Below are 16,366 nucleotides of genomic sequence, written 5' to 3'. Positions count from 1 at the left end.
ATAGAAGGCTTAAACAACCTCTTCAATCGCGATGCCCGTGCAGTAGCGAATATCAAAGGCCTTGTGTTTTCTTAGGATCGGTACCGCCACGTCTTTTTCTTCGACGTTCATGGTCACCAGGCACATCAGGATATGCCCTCGGCGCAATTCATCGTCGGCCTCGGTCAAAAAATGCCATTCGGCCGAGTCTGAAAATTTCACAAATTTACGATAGTACTTTTCCATAAGGTCGGCGTGGATTGAATCCAGATCCACGGCTTCAACTCCATCGTCGCCTTCAAAGACATTGAGGTCGGCTTCATGAAAGCCGGCATTGACCAGCTCTGAGGCAGCTTTGCGAGCGTCCTCGGGGTTGGAGAAAAAGGCCAGTGTGTGATGGTTCAGAGAAGGCAAGCGGCTGGGGTGAGGCAGATGCTCAAGCTGACTCATGGTTTCCTCCTTCGGCTATGATGTTTTTATTATAGTAAAAGAGAGGATCAAGACCGACGCAAAAATCAATCTTTGCTGATTTGCAAATCAAGGCCGGACATTACTCCGGCCTGATGTGAGTTTATTCGAACATTCCATCCATGGTGATGTACTTTTGATTGCCACTGGTCATACGAATGGATTGATAGAAGCTTTTCTGGCACTGACCGCGCAACAAAGCATCCACTGCCCCGATCATCGCGGTATAGACATAGTCCACGTTCAACACATCCATCGAGCTGATGACTCCGGAATTCGGCGCCACAGCCCGTGTGCGGCGCAGGAAGTGATCTCGGGAAGCGCACGCCATCAGCCCAACCACCGGAGCCTGCCGGGAAGAATCCAGTGCACTTAGCATCTTGTTAAACCCGGGGCGCTTGGCTTTGTAATAGCCGCTGTAGTTCAGCTTGTTGGTGCCGGGAATAAAAACGGGAGGATAAAAATCCGGTCCTCCGCCATTTCTGGCATGCCCAAAGTAAAACACGGCGTCAGCTTCCCGCAGAGATCGACTGAAGAAGTCGTCTGCATAGCGGGAGCGTTGATTTTGAGTGTCGCGATATCTGCCCAGGTTTTCGGACAGGATTTCCGTCGCTGATGAGAAGCGAATTTCCACACGGGCCAGCACTTTCTTGCCATGGATTGTGACTTCGCGGGTGAATAGTGAACTGTTCTGCGGATCTTTGCGGAAGCCGCAGAAGCGGGCCTTGCCACCACAAGAGGACGTCAAAAGATCTTTCAGGGCCTCATAAGCACCGATGTCCAAAGAAGGACTGACGCCGTAACTGCGTCCGGCGTAGTGCACGTTGCTTCCTGTTGTCCAGTCGAAGTAACCGATGGCGATGCGAATGTCCAAAGTGTTGTCATTGATGATGGTGCCATAGCGTTTGTAGCAGGCATTGCGCTGGGATGATTCCAGGGTTTTGGGATCATCCGTGCTTTTGTCTTCAAGCAGGGACAGATAGCGCCATCCCATGGATGAAAAACTGGTTTCGTAGATGTAGCCGACGTTTCGTTTTCCGAATCCGAAGCCAGCTAAAGATTCTTGCGCAAAAGTGAACAGGGCAGCGGTCAGCAGCAGTGCTGATGGCAAAATCATTTTCATGGGTCCCCTCCAGGATTCCCAGAATAGAAAATGGGGCCGGATTCAGCTACAAAAACCAAAGCTTGTTGTGTAAGTGCAAATCAGGAACGGTAGATGGAAAAATGCGCGAAATGCTGAGGCTCCTGAATGGCCGTCAGCCAAGGGTGGTCCTTGTGAATGCAGAATCTGGACAGTTTTCCCCGGGCCACCACAGTGATGGACTGGCGTCTGGCAAGGTCTTTCAGGTCGTTCAGGGTTTTTTCAACTGATCTTTGATTGCCGAAATCAAAGATGAAATAAATGTCTGCCGCCGGGGGGATGAAATCAGCGGCCGACAGATCCTGTGCCAGGGCATTCAGATTTTTTCCCGTGTGATGGAAATAAACCCGTTGGGCCTCGTGCACACGTAAAGCTTCCAGTTCGAAGCCAGTGAAGCTGCAGCCGGGATAATGGCGATGCAGAACAAAGGCCATGCGCGCATAGGCGCAGCCCAGATCCACGATATGTTGACCGGGTTGTGGCTGCAAAAGATCCAGAATGTTGTGAATTTCGCAGTATGGGGTTTGAAACGCCTGCAGCGAAAGGTGTTCCCAGTTCTGATGTTCGCCCGCATTTTTCGGCAGAGAGCGGATTTGATTTTCCACCTCAAGGCACTGAAAGCCCAGCCACTCGTCCACCAAAGCCGCATGGGCTTGAGCTTCGTGATAGGCATAGTCCGTCAGGGGTCTCAGGGGGAAAGGGTTTTGCGGATCAAATATCATGTCAAAGGGGTTGCGACACTGTTCAGGAATTTTTCCAGCGTCGGCGCATATTCGGATTTGAAATCACGCAGCCCCGTCAGGTGACCGGCTTCGGGCAGTGACAGTTTGGTCCAATCCAGATTCGTGTGGGGTTCAAACACGTGGTCGATGTGATCCGGTGGAATCAGCAGGTCCTTCCAGCCACGAATGGAAAGAATCTTGAAGCCTTGCGGGAAAGTCTTTAGGTCCTTGTCCAGATCCTTGTGCAGGAACGGGCTCCAGGCAAGACTCAGCACCGGGGTCAAAGCCAGACGCAACGGCAAAGGGCGGATCTTGTATTCGTGCGTGTAAAGGTTGTAGGCCGACGGAATGAACTTTCCGGAGGGCCCGCTATCACACACCAGTGCCACAGTGTCGCTGCAATTGCGTCGTGCCATCGCTTCAATGGCCGAAGCCGTGGGATTTGAAAACGAAAAGATGATTTTTCTGCCCGGCACTTGATTCAGCAGGGTTTCGATCTGATCAGCATAGATATGTTTAAGCCCGAACCCGCCTTTGGAGCTGATGGGAAGCTTAAGTGATGTCAGATCTTTGTGGGTGCCGGTAAGATTGAAGGCGAAGGCATCAAAGCCCATTTCGTTGACGAGCTTGATGTGACGAAGCAGCTGTTTTTTGCTGCCTTCGAAGAAGTGGACGAAAAAGACGACTTCTTCAAAACGTTTGCTGCGGGAATAAAAGAACTCCCCATCGAAGGGGAGTTCTTGTTTTTGCGTTTTGCGCATTAGTGTTTCTGGCTGTGAGTTGCGGATGGCCACAAATCAGTCCAGTGAGCGGCCTTGTGGGAAGCTTGGTTTGCTTCGCCCAATGCCTGTTCAGAAACCATGACTTTTTCAAGAGCGGTCTCAGAAAGAACCTTGCCGCAAGCTTCAACGATCGAAGCGTCGTCAAGGTGGTGGTACTTGAAGATCTCAGAAGGGCGACCGCACTTGGAGTGCTTGCGAACTGCAAGGCATTCCTGGCGAACACCAATGATAGAACCCAAGTTATCCAACAGACCGGCTTCACCATCGTGAACGCTGACAATTGGAACGCGGCGACCCGCAACCGTGATCAGATCACCAGTGGAGATCTCTTCTGCTTTTTTCAGATAAAGATCCGCATTGATGCCCAGTTCGTTGCGTAGATAGTGGTAATCGTTTTCGTGAGCCTGGATACCAGTCAACAGATCAGATGAAGTCACCACGATCACGTTGGCATAGATACCACGAGCCAGAAGAGCTTCAGAAGCTTTCATGGCTTCAGCCACCAGTGCACCCATCGCGAAGATATTGATCACGTTGTCGCCCGGCTCGTAGCCAGCGTAACCACGGTAATCAATCAGGAAGTACGCGCCTTTCAGAACGTCTTCACGAACAACAGCGAACATTTCTGCCTCGCTCATCGCCGCCACTTCTTCTTCGTTCACCGCGCCCGCCACCGGGAATTCCGCGCGGGACAGTTTGCCTTCCAGACCCACTTTGAAGCGAGCTTGTTTGGAAAGATATTTCGTGAAGTCTTTTTGTTCTGCACCACGAGTCACCAGACGAAGCAATACGCCAGAGCGGCCTGCGTTGTCGTTCAATACGTGTCTGCGGATCGCATCCACCATGATCCAGTCAAGCTCCTGGCAGAAGTATGGTTCCCAAGTGATCTGATTTGGAATCTGAACGTCAGATTTCCAGCCGTGCTGAGCACCTTCCGGAGAAAGTGTCACACCTGATGGAGTACCCACGCAGATGAAAGAGGATTTCCAGTAAAGGTTGTAGAAGTACTGATCCAATGCACGTTTCAGGAAGAAGTCATAGACGGTCATCAAAGGGATGATTGGCACGCCCACGATATCACGCATTTTTCCGAATGCGCCCACGCATGACATAACGTTGCCTTCCGCGATTTCAAAACGCAGGAAACGATCCGTAACGTCTTCACCAGGAACCAGATCCGGAAGCTTGCCGTCTTTTACGCCCAGCTCAGCCTCGATGTCCTGAACTTCCTGAGCACCGAAGATCTTGCCATCCATCGCTGGATTCAAGTTCGTGGAAGTACCCACGTCCGGAGCCATGGAGATGAACAGCTCACCTGGCAGTTTGAATGGTTTTTCATTGTCCGTCAGGGCTTTTTGGCCCGCTTTCAATTCAGACTCATTCAAAGAAGTGTTGGAGATACGAGTCAGTTTTGCAGTCAATTGGCCCAGCATCCACTGTGTGTGCGGGTAGCTTGTCATCTTCGTGTTGATTTCCAAAGAAGATGGCATATCGCCGAACTCAGCAAGTTTGGTCAGGAAGAATTCCTGGTTTTTTGCTTTCAAGGCGTTTTGAGCCTTGATGTCAGCATAGATCTTCTCGCCACGAGCAGCCAGGAATTTGCCTTCAACGGATTTGTCATCAAAGCGAGCATAAAGTGTATTGCCAGTGATGCCTTGTTTTGCGCGCAGTTCTTCAACTTCATCTTCGTGTGGAAGAGAAGAGTGGTTGCCCTGCTGAGCCGCCGCCTTCAAGCCCCAGCCTTTAAGGGTGTGAGCGATGATGATGGTTGGTTTGCGCTTGGACTCTTTGGATTTCATCATGGCTTTCGCCAGGGACATCATGTCGTGTCCACCGAAATCACGAAGTGCTTCATAAACGTCCTGGTCTGCAGTTGCAGTCAGGAATTTTTTAAGTGAAGGATAGTCCTTGGCCAAAGTGTCTTTAAGCAGCTTCAGGTCATGAACCAAAAGCAACGCTTGAAGATCATAGTCAGTCAGTTCTTTTTCAAGGAAGTTTTTGAAGGCTTCGCCTTCTTTTTTCGCGAACAAGGCTTCACGCTTGCCGCCGTGACGAACCTGGATCACTTCCCAGCCGTTGGCAGCCATTGTTCTTTCAACACGGTCTGCATCCGTACCACCCAGGATCGCGTTGTTCACCAGACGGTGACCATCCAAAGACTGACGGTTGTAATCAAGAATCCAAGTCAGGTTGCCGATCTCACGTTCAGAGAAGTCAGGCACCGCTTCGTACATGGAACCTTCACGGAATTCAGAGTCACCGCAAACAGCCCAGAAGTGTGCGTCTTTAGGCACATCGTAACCGTGTTCAGCAGCATAGCGGTAAGCCAAAGCCATGTAACCGGCCTCAACAGGAGGAATGCCCACGGAACCAGACGGGAAGAAGTTGTGCTGATCCGGGTCATACGCAGAATGGTAGGACTGGAACACATATTCGTCACCGTTGGAGAACTTGCGCAGACCGTGCATAGCCTGGTTGGCTTCTTCCAAAGAAAGTTTGGAAAGATCGGACTTCAGCAAATTGTCCAAAAGATAGTTGTAAGCGTGATCTGTTGGGGAAGCATGCGGTTTGTTCGCGATGTGATCGAAACCTGATTTTACCAACAGGTGCAGCGCACCCATGATGTGAAGGGAGCTTGCGCAGCCGGCCGGGTGACCACCAATTTTTGGGTCGCCTTTTTCTTTGTCGGTGCGGTGATTGGCTTGCCAGATCATCTGGGTAGCCAGGTAATGGGCGCGTCTCGCGATAGAGTCCAGAACCTCAGGTTTTGCGTTTTTGAGATTAGTGTTATCCACGTGGTTCTCCTAAGTTTTTTCAGTCTTTTATAGCGACTGCAAACTAGCACTCTACAGAGGAGGAGTCCATGCCTTTAAGCCCCGCAGCAAGAGTTCTGGCTCTATTTAGGACGAAGGGGCTGCACCCTGCACAGCCCCGAATGAATATTTTTCAGTTTAGGGGGCCTGTTCTTCGTGGCTTTCCTCTATGGTGCCTTCGGGAGTGTGTTGTACGCGGCCCACCTCAGGTTTTGATGGTTTTTGATGTCGCCCGGTTTCATGCAACGGGGGGCTGCGTTTTTGTGTGGGTTTGCCTGCGGAAGGGACGGGTTTGGTTGGATGATGCTTCACGGAGGACCTCCTCTTCATCAATTTTGATGGATAAGAAGGCCGTGGATGCAAGTTTTGCGCTGTCTGTGTTCGGCTTAAATTGAGTTACACGAAACAAGGCAGGGCAGAGTGCCCTGCAACCGGGGAAATGTGCCCGCAGACGATCAGACGGTTTTTTTCACCAACAAACGATGCAGTGCCAAGGCCAGCACGCCACAGAAGCCGATCATCGCACACATCGGCAAAGTTGTGCCATCATGCAAACGACTGACAGCCGCCGACGACAGCGCCGCAATCCCGTACTGCAAAGTTCCCAATAGGGCAGAGGCACTGCCCGCTGCCTTTCTTTGTGTCGCCATGGCGCCCGCGGTGGCATTTGGGAAGGTCATGCCCAGGGCCGCGATGAACAGGAATAACGGGATTGCCAGACCCCAGAAGCCCCAGTTAAAGATCCCGGCCATAGCCAGGATTGCGCCCAGCACCCCAAGAACGACAAAGATTTTTTCTAAGATCACGTCATAGCTCAGGCGTTTCAGCAGGCGGGCATTGATTTGTGAACAGGCAATCAGGCCGATGGCGTTTGAGCCAAAAACCCAACCAAAGCTCTTCGCCGGAATTCCAAACAGGTTGATGAACACGAACGATGAGCCTGTGATGTAGGCAAATAATCCCGCCTGGGCCGCGCCGCCAGCCAAAGCATAACCCATGAAGTGGCGGTCTTTGATAATCTGCACATAGTTTTTCAAAGAGTCTTTGATATGCACCCGTTGATCCGGCTGATGTGTCTCAGGAAGGAAGATGGCCAGCATCACGATACAGGACGTGCTGATAATCACCATCAAAGCAAAGATGGCGCGCCAGCCGAAGAACTCAGAAATGTAACCGCCAAAGAACGGAGCCAGAATCGGAGCAACCCCCATCACCAGCATCAAAAGTGAAAACACACGAGCGGTTTCCTGGTGGGTGAACAAATCACGCACGATCGCACGTGAAATCACCACGCCCGCACAGGAACCCAGAGCCTGCAGGAAGCGGAACAAAATCAGCATCTCCACATTTTTGGTGAATGCACACACCAAAGACGCCAACGCGTAAATTCCCAAACCCACGTACAAAGGTTTTTTGCGCCCGAAACGATCGGTGATCGGACCATAGAAAATCTGACCGGTGGCAAGGCCGATAAAGAAAGAGGCCAGTGACATCTGCACGGAAGACAAAGGCACATTCAGATTTTCTGCAATCGCCGGAAACGCCGGCAGATACATGTCGATGGAAAGTGGGCCGAAAGCCGTCAGACTGGCCAGCAGAAGAATCAGTAATGCGAAGGGAGTGTTGGGCTTTGCAGAAGTGGATTGCATAGGCCCGTCATAACAGGAAGCGAAGTGATTTGCACGAGGGAAGTCGGCAGAGGCTTTTTAATGAAAAAGCCTCACGAAAAGAGCTTAGGTTTCCAGAACAAAGTCCCAGCGGATTTTCACAGTGCCGTCACCTTCCACAATGCCTTTTGGCGGATTCGGGAATGGAGCAGCAGCGCGGAAGGCCTCGATGGCAGCGTCATCCAGATCCTGCACGCCAGAATCACTCAGAACCTGAACACGCACCAGGGTTCCTTTGTCATTCAGAACAATCATCAGTTTTGTGATGCGATCCTGATTGGCAGCAGCTGGAGCACGTCCTTCTTTGAACATTTTGCTCAGTTTATCACGCACGCGGCCTTCCCAGTGCTGGGACAGCTGTTTGCGAATGCGGTTGTAGTAAGAGTAGTACTTGAACTCGCGAGTGTTCAGCAAAGTCTCAAGACCCACTTCAACGTCTTTAATATAATCATTGGATTGGCTGGCTTCAGCGCCGGTTCCGGTGTTTTGTTCACCGGTGCCACGACCTTCACCCAGTCCAGTTTTTTGGTCAGCAACCTTCTGTCTTTCGATGGCCTCATTGGCATCAAAACCTTTGAAAAGATCCTTGGCGATTTGTTTCTGGGACTCTTCAGACTTGGCCACATTTTTCTGGCGGCCATCGCCTTTTGGACCCGATTTTACAGCCTGGTCTTTTTTGGTGTTCTGGAATTGACCACGTTCAGCGGCGATAGTTTGCTTGTTAACCTTCTGATTTTTGGCGGAAAGGAAGCGCGTGTCGACCTCTTCCTCATTCGCAGAGGTCTCACTTTGCTCTACAATCTGATTGGCAGGCACCTGCAAAGCCTTCTTTTGCAGGGCTTGTTCAGCTTGGGCAAATTGTTGCAATTGTTCCGGCGTCAGAAAATCAATACTGACAGTCTCTTTCAGGGGGGCTTCTTCTTTTAGCAAACTCGTGATGTAAAAGCCTCCTACGACCACAAAGTGCAGAAGCAGGGACAGCACAATATATTTTCTGAAAGTCGGTGACTTCTTCATAAGACCTCACCCCTTTCTATCGGTATTATGACACTTGAAATTGAGAAGATGGTGAGCCGGACTCAAAGATTGCGACCCAAGTCTAGGGCCAGACTTTGACTCTTCTGTCGGTAGTGGGTGAAAATGATACAACTATGAAATTTGACTCGTGGTATCTGACAGATAAAGGTCTTCGTCGTGATTCGAACCAGGATTCCTGCCTTATTAATCGGGAACTGGGTTTGTTTATCGTGGCGGATGGAATGGGTGGCCATATGGGCGGGGAAGTCGCTTCCAGCATGGCTGTAGAGACGGTTGAAGAAATCATGCTTCAGCCCGAAGCTGCAAAAAAATCGCCGCGCGAAATGATTTTGCACGCTTACGAAGAGTCTTCAAAACGCATCTTTGACAAGGCCGCCAACGAGCGTCCCGAGCTTGCCGGCATGGGCACCACCATGGTGATGGCTTACATCCGCGGCAAACATCTTTATGTCGGAAACGTCGGCGATTCCCGCTGTTATTTGTTCAAGCGTCCGAATCTGTGGCAGATCACGGAAGATCATTCTTTGATCAATGAACAGCTGCGTGCCGGTGTGATGAGTGAAGAGCAGGTGCGCCAGTTTGTGGGGCGAAATGTCATCACCCGCAGTGTGGGTTATGAGCGTGAAGTTTATCCTGATATCATTGAGCGCGAGATCTTCCCTGGGGAAATTTTCCTCATGTGCTCTGACGGACTTTCCGGTTTGGTGGAGGATGGAAGAATTTCTGAGATTTTAAATCAAAATACACCTGACAAAGCCGTTAAAGCCTGTGTAGAACAAGCCCTGGCAAATGGTGGAGATGACAACGTCACAGTGATGCTGGTGCATTTTCACGAATAACTCTGGTGAAGACATCTAAGTAGGGGTCAAGGTTTGGATAAAAAGAAGGTCACGCTGTTTATTGTGAGCAATCAGACGGGGAAAACCCGTAAGCTTGTGCTCTCGGCTGCCTGGCTTAAAGCCATCTCCTTTATTTCCGCCATCGTTATCATCATTTTTGCCGCCGGTCTGGTGGATTACTTCGGTCTGCTTCTGCAGGCCATGGAAAACAAACGCCTTAAAGCTGAAAATGCGCAGCTGATCAAACAGTTCCAGGTGGTTGAAAGCAAAGTCAGCGCCTTGGAAAACTCTTTGGAGCGTGTGAAGACCTTCACCACCAAATTGAAGTTGATCACCAACGTCGATGCCGACGACCGTATCACCAAGCTGACCATGGGTCCGAAGCCTGCTGCCGGGCAGCCGGTGGAAGAATACGAACCTATGGAACAGCGTGAAAGCACGGACGTCCTGGAAGAACAGGATCAGGTCTTTGCCAACAAAAAGCCTTTGAATGATCAGGCGGGAGAGCTGGCCAACGAAAATGCGGATAAGGACTATGCCTCTTTGGTGGTTCGCATCGACAAGGCCGTGAAAGAAACCCAGTTGAAAGAACAAAGTGTCATCGATCTTTGGGAAAGTCTTTCTGAACGTCAAAGCTTGTTGAATTCCACACCGAACATGAAACCTGCCAAGGGCTGGATCACCTCACGCTTCGGTTATCGTGTGTCTCCGTTCACCGGCAAGACGGCTTTGCACGCAGGTCTGGATATCGCGGCAGCTCCGGGTTCACCGGTGTATGCTCCGGCTGACGGCGTGATCGTCTTTGCCAGTTACGATGAATCTTACGGTAAGCTGATCACCATCGATTACGGTTATGGTGTGACGACTCGTTTCGGTCACTTGTCACAGATCTATGTTCAAGTGGGTCAACGCGTGAACAAATGGGACGTTGTGGGCGCTGTGGGTAACACCGGACGTTCAACAGGCCCGCATTTGCACTATGAAGTCCGCATTAATGGCACCGCAGTAGATCCAATCAACTACATCTTGGACGAATAGACCGGAACTGTTGAAAAAAGGCCCATCCGACTGCGTTGCCTTGCGGCTGGACCTTTTTGAACGGTCCTCGTTCTTGGTTTTGGCAAATATCATGGAAAATCTTTGAGTATAATTTTTTGTAAGCACTAAACTTGAGGTGAGGTGCTTATGAAGGTTCTATCTTTTGTCTTGGTTCTTTTGGTGTCATCTGCCGTGTGGGCGGCGTTGCCTCCGCAGTTTTCGGAGTGTTTGCAGCAGAATTCGGGTTCGAATATGACGGCGGCGGATGTGACCGAGATCGCGAAGGTGTCGCGTATCACTTATTGCCAGAACCAGGTCAGTTTGATTGGCAAGGCAGAGCTGCTTTCCATGCTTTCCAATCCCAATGTGAACATAGGCCTTTCAGTCAGTAAAACCAGTTATACCAGTCAGGACTTTATCGATATGGCGGCGGCAGGCACTTATGTGCTTTATGTCGATAGCAGTCGTCTTTCCCGTGACAATCTTGTGGCGCTTTTGAATGCGGGGGTGCAACTGGTGGTGATGTCGGGAAGCTCAGGGCTGTCCCGCGGGGATCTTTTGATTCTGGCGGCGGCTAAACCGTTTATTTACAATGTTAATTCAGTGGTGCTGAAGACGGACTTGCAGGACTATGTGCGTGCCGGGGTGCAGGTGGTGATTCGCACGGCGCAGGCGGGTCTCAGTCGTCAGGATATCCTGGATGTCGCTCAACTGAACTCGGAGCGTGTTTCCATCTTCCCTTAAAAAAAGAAAAGGGCCTCTTTTCAGAGACCCTTCACTTGGCATTAATTTAAGAAACTCTTATTGATTCATTACGGAAACAGCTGGCATTGGGCACTGAAGCTCTTTCAGCTTTTTGCTGACCAATGTAGCTTCGTTCTGATAGCCCTTAGTGCTAAGAACTTGCTTCGCCAGATCCACAGTGGATTTAACGTAGCCACGGCCATTTAGCTGAGCGTTACCACGGCAGGAAGTCACAACAGACGCATCCATTTTAACATCCAAAACCGGATCGATCATATCACAGAAGAACTGGATCGCACCGATATGGTCAATCGCTGCAGACCAGTCCAACCAAGCGGATTCAAGTTGCTGACACGCGATTTCGTTTTCACGAGAACCCACTGGCAACTGATCCAGAGTGAAGTTCGCCAGGTTCTGGCTGATCTTCGCACTTGCGACTTGAATTTTAGGGTCGGTATAGTAACCGCCCGCCGGAGTGATGATCAAGCCCTTGCCCAAGCCAGCGTCAGTCAGGCTGTAAGAACCTGCGCGCAGTGCTTTCATGTTGGCGATGAAGCCGGAAACAGCCTGGTCATGCATGGTTTTAGTGTGGTTGATCCAAGCCAGAACCGGTGGTTTACCGAAGCCCCAGGAGCTGCGGGAACCGAACAGACCGGATTTCAAATTCACCATACGCTGAGCCAGCTCAGAGCGGTCGATGATGGAATTGTCCTGAGACAACTGTTGCATTGCTTTCTCAACACGTTTGATCGTAGTTCTTTCTGTTTCGATCAAAGTGTACTGAGCTTTCCACTGACGGTAGTCCGCGCTGCTGGAAAGTTGAACTTCCAGATCAGACTTGGATTTAGCCACCACGTTGCCAGTGGTGTTCACAGCCTGACGAATGCCCTGGATCCAGGAACGGCCGGTCTGCGCACAGGCTTTCAAAGCCGCTTCGTTGTCACCGGATTTTGCTGCGTATTCAGCAACACGTTTCATGGAATTGGTGTGCAGGGTTTTCAGCGTCAAAGCCTGAAGTTTTGTTGTACGGTCCGATTGAACTGTCGCACGCTCCAGGTTCAAGATCGCAGAAGACGGGAAGGTCTTGCCATCCGCACCCCAGTTCACCAGCTCGTTAGCCAGTGTACAAACCATCAGGTCGTCGTTGTTGCTTTGGATTTGTTCTTCAACCGTTGTGATGTCCGCTTTATCGCTGACAAACTGATTGCCCACGGCTGCCAGGTATTTCTCGGAAGAATCCTTATACTTCAGCAGGTTTGCCAGTTCGCCAGTTGGCTTGGCAAATTTCGCGTTGTAAAGGTCCACATTCTTTTCAAGCTCCTGAGTGATCTTTTCGATCTTGCCGGATTGAGCCAGTTGCATGAAACGAACTTTTTTCGCCACCTTCGTGTATTGGCAGGTGTTCTGAAGAACCGCTTTACGGTGCTCAGGATTGCTCATGTCCAGAGTGTTCTGATCGATCATTTTGGCAATCGCAGAAATACCGCTGGTAGCAACCGCACCACCGATAACAAATGGAAGTGCCGGACCCAACGCCGCGTTCATGGAAACTGCGAACAATGCGTAAGGAGCCAGACCATTGATCACGTCGTTCAGTGCCAACAGAACTTTACCAGTGGACATCGTCTGACGACCACACTTGGAGTTCAGGAAGTTGTTGTTGTTGACGATATCACCCAGATTGCCCACCGCCGTCAAAGCAGACGCCATTGTGGATTCGATGGAGTTCACATTCACCTGGGAAGGATCCTGCGCCGTCATTAGTTTTTGAAGAGCAGAAATGCTTTCTTTGATCGCATTACCGTTGTCTTCCAACGATTTCGCGGAAGGACTGCCTGTACATTCCGGAGAAGCTTTCACCTCTTTGGACAGGGAGTCGATGGCAGAAATAAGTTCTGCGTGAGGTCTGTTGTCGAAGAGTGGACAGCTGTAAGCCTCCGGAACCTTCGCCGCATTCATTTTACCCGGCGTGGTTGAAGTCGCTTTCACCGTCGAAGAACGAGGCTGTGAAGAAGAGCCGCTGGAGCTTGAGTTGGATTTGCCGCCGCCAGCACCGCCTGTGGATGGAATTGTCGGGGATGTCGAACCCAGGCCTGTATCGCTGTTGTCGTCATCGCCAAATAAATTCAGCGGGAATGTTGATGTGCTTCCAGCCGCCCACACCTGTTGAGGTGTTTGGGGGACGATGAAGCTCGCTGTCAGCGCAAATGCCATTACGCCACATTTAACGTTCTTGAGTTTCATAGAGTCTCCAGTGTTTAACTTTTCGACAAGTAACTAATTTTGTGTGCCGTTTTGAGCCAGTCAGCAGGACGGCTGTGATCTAAGTTCTTGAAATCACAACAAACCCGCTGACTGAATTCTTAGGACCCACAAGTTCACGCACCATAGATGCAAAACCGGTGCGCAGATGAATCGTTTTGAAACAAGTCCATCGACTGGCTGACAATTAGTTGTCATGTGAAGTGCCGCTGGACGTCCTTGGTCTTAGATCCCGCTCTACTGCTGTTATTTGCTCATTATCTCCGCTTTAAAGGGACTGGAGTCACTTTGGGTGGAATGCTCTTTGTATATGGAGGTATGTATGAGACTGCTGGTTTCTTGCCTTCTAATGATGATGGGTTTTTCAGGTGCCTGCTGGGCCAAGGTGGACTTGCGTACCACGAAGCCTCTGGTGATTCCTGAAGATAAAGTCACACCAAAAATCACCAAAGAAGACGTCGCTAAAATCATTCCTTTGGACATTCAAAGCAACGAAAGCACGGGTTCCGTGATGAGCCGAATTGCTGACCGTGGTTTCAATATGTGGTTCAATTCTCCAATCATAAAAAACAGCCTTTTGGGGCGTGCTGTGGAAGAAACCCAGGAAAAGCTGAAAACCGACGTGGTGGTGCCGGCGGCAACTCCGCGCGGAGTCAGTCACAAGTTCTCTTTCCGTGTTGAAGCCTTCCAGGCTTTGGCGAAGGTGGAATATTCCGGCTGGGTGAAGGCTGCGGTCAATTATGATGCGAAAGCTTCGGCAACCGATATTCAATTCAAAGACAAAGTCATGAACAACAAAGATCTGGTTGTCAGTCACAAAGCCAACAAAGAACAGGGCCTGTCGATGATTGGCCTTGCCTGGTCCTGGTAAGCGTCCTACCCTTAGGGCATGGAAAAAATCGTATTTATATCTGGAAAAAGAACTCCCTTCGGAGCCTTCGGCGGCTCATTGAAGGACGTATCAGCAACGGATCTGGGTGTCGCTGCCGCTAAAGCGACTCTGGAACAAGCCGGTCTATCTGCAGACAAGATTGATCACGTGGTTTTTGGCAACGTGGTTCAGTCCGGTGCGGATGCAGCCTATCTTCCAAGACATATTGGTTTGAAAACCGGAGTGCCGGTCGCGGTGGGCGCTTTTGCTGTCAACCGTCTGTGTGGCAGTGGTTTCCAGTCCTGGGTGAATGCCGTGCAGATGATCCAGTGTGGGGAAGCCACCGCTGTTCTTGCCGGTGGTGTCGAGCAAATGTCCCAGATTCCTTATGTGGCTCGCAAAGTCCGCTTTGATGGCATGCGCATGGGGAACTTCGAACTTGAAGATTTGATGACCTCGGCGCTGACGGACGCTTACGCGAAGATGCCAATGGCAATCACCGCTGAAAATCTGGCAGTGAAGTACGGAATCACTCGCGAGGAATCTGACAAGTATTCCATCCAGTCCCAGCAGCGCTTTCATGCCGCGGTTGAAAAAGGTTTCATGAAGCAGGAAATCTGCCCGGTAACTGTTGAAGGTCGTAAAGGCACGGTGGTTGTTGAAAAAGATGAACATCCAAAGCCAGATTCCACTTTGGAAAAACTGGCGACGCTGAAACCTGTCTTCAAAAAAGACGGGATTGTGACAGCGGCAGCGGCTTCTGGAATCGTGGACGGGGCGGCCTGTTCATTGCTGATGAGCGAATCCAAAGCCAAAGAACTGGGCATGAAACCAATGGCGCGTATCGTGAGTTACGCTTCTGTGGGTTGTGATCCTACGATTATGGGTATTGGTCCAGCGGGCGCAGCTCGTCTGGCATTGCAGAAAGCCGGACTGACTCTGGATCAGATGGATCTGGTGGAAGTGAACGAGGCTTTCGCGGCCCAGTACCTGGCGGTTGAAAAAGAATTGAAACTGGATCCGGCAAAAACCAATGTAAACGGTGGTGCGATTGCGGTCGGTCACCCCTTGGGTGCTTCCGGCACCCGCATTATGAATCACCTGGTGTATGAGCTTCATCGCCGCAACGCCAAGTACGCTCTGGGCTCTGCTTGTATTGGCGGTGGTCAGGGTATTGCGATCATCATCGAGAGAATCTAACAGCGAAGGGGCCGTTACGGACAACGGCCTCTGGAACAGGGGCTCATGGAATTTAATTTAAGAGAGCGTACGGCACTTATCGTTGGACCATTTACTTCAACTGTTCAAAGTCTGGTGATGGGTTTGACCCAAATGGGTTCTGACTGCGTGCTGCTGGATTTTGATAACAGTGCCAGCCAGCGTTTTTGCAATCAGATCAATGATGCCCGTGAAATCAATCCCAAGTTCGGTCGTGCCCTGGGCATCAAATCCCCGATGAAGACTGCGGAAGACATCAAGGATGCGGTGGGCTCCGCGGCTCACTCGTTTGGCAGTGTGGATCTGTTCATCGATGCTCAGGCTTATAACAAACCCAACCGTTATAAGATCGGCGACAGTATTGATTATCTGGATGATGAAATTCAGCATAACTTCAAAGCTTCGGTGATGCTGACCCATGCGGTGTTGAACTTCCTGAAAAACCGCAAGCGCGGTCGTATTCTTTATCTTTTGAATGAAGTTTATCCGGATCCGATTCTTGCGGGTTCCCGCGGGGCGCTGGTGCCGTTTGCGCAAAGTCTTTCCAAGCAGGTGGCTGAACACAATATCACCGTGAATGTGTTGAAACTGGGTTTGACCGAGGAATTCATTCTGGCGATGCACCCGGAAGCAAAGTCCATCAAAGAAGCAGTGGAAACTTTAAAAGTGAAAGAACCACACTTGCGCATCACGGAGCCTGAGAAAATCACCAACACCGTGACCTATCTGGTCAGTCAGTTTGGTGCGGCAGTGAATGGTCAGGTTATTTCTTTAAGTTAGGTTT

General features: G+C 50.6%; 15 protein-coding genes. 6 read left to right on the top strand and 9 right to left on the bottom strand.

Features of this window, described 5'->3' with window-relative positions:
- Positions 1-9 precede the first annotated feature (9 nt).
- From ACNQKP_RS02220 to ACNQKP_RS02185, 8 genes are all read right to left on the bottom strand, one after another.
- A complete protein-coding gene (locus tag ACNQKP_RS02220; protein WP_417862566.1) occupies positions 10-429 on the bottom strand; it encodes a hypothetical protein in 420 nt (139 codons plus the stop codon).
- Between the two features lie 121 nt (positions 430-550).
- Complete coding sequence (locus ACNQKP_RS02215; RefSeq protein ID WP_417862565.1) at positions 551-1,570, bottom strand: hypothetical protein; 1,020 nt, start codon at positions 1,568-1,570, stop codon at positions 551-553.
- A gap of 80 nt (positions 1,571-1,650) precedes the next feature.
- The gene (locus ACNQKP_RS02210; protein ID WP_417862563.1) at positions 1,651-2,310 is read right to left on the bottom strand and encodes an SAM-dependent methyltransferase; all 660 of its coding nucleotides are present in this window, start codon (positions 2,308-2,310) and stop codon (positions 1,651-1,653) included.
- Complete coding sequence (locus ACNQKP_RS02205; protein WP_015089577.1) at positions 2,307-3,071, bottom strand: hypothetical protein; 765 nt, start codon at positions 3,069-3,071, stop codon at positions 2,307-2,309. The genes ACNQKP_RS02210 and ACNQKP_RS02205 overlap by 4 nt, the downstream gene beginning before the upstream one ends.
- Entirely contained in the window at positions 3,071-5,887 is a 2,817-nt protein-coding gene (locus ACNQKP_RS02200) for a pyruvate dehydrogenase (RefSeq protein WP_417862561.1), read from the bottom strand. The genes ACNQKP_RS02205 and ACNQKP_RS02200 overlap by 1 nt, the downstream gene beginning before the upstream one ends.
- 156 nt (positions 5,888-6,043) lie before the next feature.
- Positions 6,044-6,217, bottom strand: a complete 174-nt coding sequence (locus ACNQKP_RS02195; protein ID WP_157865630.1) for a hypothetical protein — start codon at positions 6,215-6,217, stop codon at positions 6,044-6,046.
- 143 nt (positions 6,218-6,360) lie between these two features.
- The gene (locus ACNQKP_RS02190; protein ID WP_417862560.1) at positions 6,361-7,554 is read right to left on the bottom strand and encodes a Bcr/CflA family multidrug efflux MFS transporter; all 1,194 of its coding nucleotides are present in this window, start codon (positions 7,552-7,554) and stop codon (positions 6,361-6,363) included.
- Positions 7,555-7,638: 84 nt separating this feature from the next.
- Positions 7,639-8,589 carry an energy transducer TonB family protein gene (locus ACNQKP_RS02185; RefSeq protein ID WP_417862558.1) on the bottom strand — a complete coding sequence of 317 codons (951 nt, stop codon included), beginning with the start codon at positions 8,587-8,589 and terminating at the stop codon, positions 7,639-7,641.
- A gap of 134 nt (positions 8,590-8,723) precedes the next feature.
- Between ACNQKP_RS02185 and ACNQKP_RS02180 the strand changes: the two genes are divergently transcribed.
- From ACNQKP_RS02180 to ACNQKP_RS02170, 3 genes are all read left to right on the top strand, one after another.
- Positions 8,724-9,449, top strand: a complete 726-nt coding sequence (locus tag ACNQKP_RS02180) for a Stp1/IreP family PP2C-type Ser/Thr phosphatase (protein ID WP_041576855.1) — start codon at positions 8,724-8,726, stop codon at positions 9,447-9,449.
- Between the two features lie 33 nt (positions 9,450-9,482).
- Positions 9,483-10,487: a M23 family metallopeptidase gene (locus ACNQKP_RS02175; RefSeq protein WP_417862557.1), complete on the top strand. Its 1,005-nt coding sequence runs from the start codon at positions 9,483-9,485 to the stop codon at positions 10,485-10,487.
- Positions 10,488-10,634: 147 nt separating this feature from the next.
- Positions 10,635-11,231, top strand: coding sequence for a hypothetical protein (locus ACNQKP_RS02170; RefSeq protein WP_417862555.1), 597 nt, complete (start codon positions 10,635-10,637; stop codon positions 11,229-11,231).
- 57 nt (positions 11,232-11,288) lie between these two features.
- Here ACNQKP_RS02170 and ACNQKP_RS02165 read toward each other — a convergent pair whose 3' ends face one another.
- Entirely contained in the window at positions 11,289-13,475 is a 2,187-nt protein-coding gene (locus tag ACNQKP_RS02165; protein WP_417862554.1) for a hypothetical protein, read from the bottom strand.
- Positions 13,476-13,815: 340 nt separating this feature from the next.
- Here ACNQKP_RS02165 and ACNQKP_RS02160 point away from each other — a divergent pair, with 340 nt between their 5' ends.
- From ACNQKP_RS02160 to ACNQKP_RS02150, 3 genes are read left to right on the top strand one after another with little or no spacing between them, the layout of a single operon-like run.
- The gene (locus ACNQKP_RS02160) at positions 13,816-14,364 is read left to right on the top strand and encodes a hypothetical protein (protein ID WP_088566430.1); all 549 of its coding nucleotides are present in this window, start codon (positions 13,816-13,818) and stop codon (positions 14,362-14,364) included.
- Between the two features lie 18 nt (positions 14,365-14,382).
- On the top strand, positions 14,383-15,564 hold the full coding sequence (locus ACNQKP_RS02155) for an acetyl-CoA C-acetyltransferase (protein ID WP_374034690.1): 1,182 nt from the start codon (positions 14,383-14,385) through the stop codon (positions 15,562-15,564).
- Positions 15,565-15,609: 45 nt separating this feature from the next.
- On the top strand, positions 15,610-16,362 hold the full coding sequence (locus ACNQKP_RS02150; protein WP_417862551.1) for an SDR family oxidoreductase: 753 nt from the start codon (positions 15,610-15,612) through the stop codon (positions 16,360-16,362).
- Positions 16,363-16,366 lie beyond the last annotated feature (4 nt).

Origin of the sequence: Bdellovibrio bacteriovorus (assembly GCF_048286975.1) — a bacterium.
Taxonomy (GTDB): domain Bacteria; phylum Bdellovibrionota; class Bdellovibrionia; order Bdellovibrionales; family Bdellovibrionaceae; genus Bdellovibrio; species Bdellovibrio bacteriovorus_H.
Note: the sequence above shows the minus strand (reverse complement) of the source record. Positions and strands in the feature narration are given on the sequence as shown.

Coding starts and splice junctions, on each gene's coding strand:
- ACNQKP_RS02220 (WP_417862566.1), bottom strand. CDS start 429: ATGAGTCAGCTTGAGCATCTGCCTCACCCCAGCCGCTTGCCTTCTCTG.
- ACNQKP_RS02215 (WP_417862565.1), bottom strand. CDS start 1,570: ATGAAAATGATTTTGCCATCAGCACTGCTGCTGACCGCTGCCCTGTTC.
- ACNQKP_RS02210 (WP_417862563.1), bottom strand. CDS start 2,310: ATGATATTTGATCCGCAAAACCCTTTCCCCCTGAGACCCCTGACGGAC.
- ACNQKP_RS02205 (WP_015089577.1), bottom strand. CDS start 3,071: ATGCGCAAAACGCAAAAACAAGAACTCCCCTTCGATGGGGAGTTCTTT.
- ACNQKP_RS02190 (WP_417862560.1), bottom strand. CDS start 7,554: ATGCAATCCACTTCTGCAAAGCCCAACACTCCCTTCGCATTACTGATT.
- ACNQKP_RS02185 (WP_417862558.1), bottom strand. CDS start 8,589: ATGAAGAAGTCACCGACTTTCAGAAAATATATTGTGCTGTCCCTGCTT.
- ACNQKP_RS02180 (WP_041576855.1), top strand. CDS start 8,724: ATGAAATTTGACTCGTGGTATCTGACAGATAAAGGTCTTCGTCGTGAT.
- ACNQKP_RS02170 (WP_417862555.1), top strand. CDS start 10,635: ATGAAGGTTCTATCTTTTGTCTTGGTTCTTTTGGTGTCATCTGCCGTG.
- ACNQKP_RS02165 (WP_417862554.1), bottom strand. CDS start 13,475: ATGAAACTCAAGAACGTTAAATGTGGCGTAATGGCATTTGCGCTGACA.
- ACNQKP_RS02160 (WP_088566430.1), top strand. CDS start 13,816: ATGAGACTGCTGGTTTCTTGCCTTCTAATGATGATGGGTTTTTCAGGT.
- ACNQKP_RS02155 (WP_374034690.1), top strand. CDS start 14,383: ATGGAAAAAATCGTATTTATATCTGGAAAAAGAACTCCCTTCGGAGCC.
- ACNQKP_RS02150 (WP_417862551.1), top strand. CDS start 15,610: ATGGAATTTAATTTAAGAGAGCGTACGGCACTTATCGTTGGACCATTT.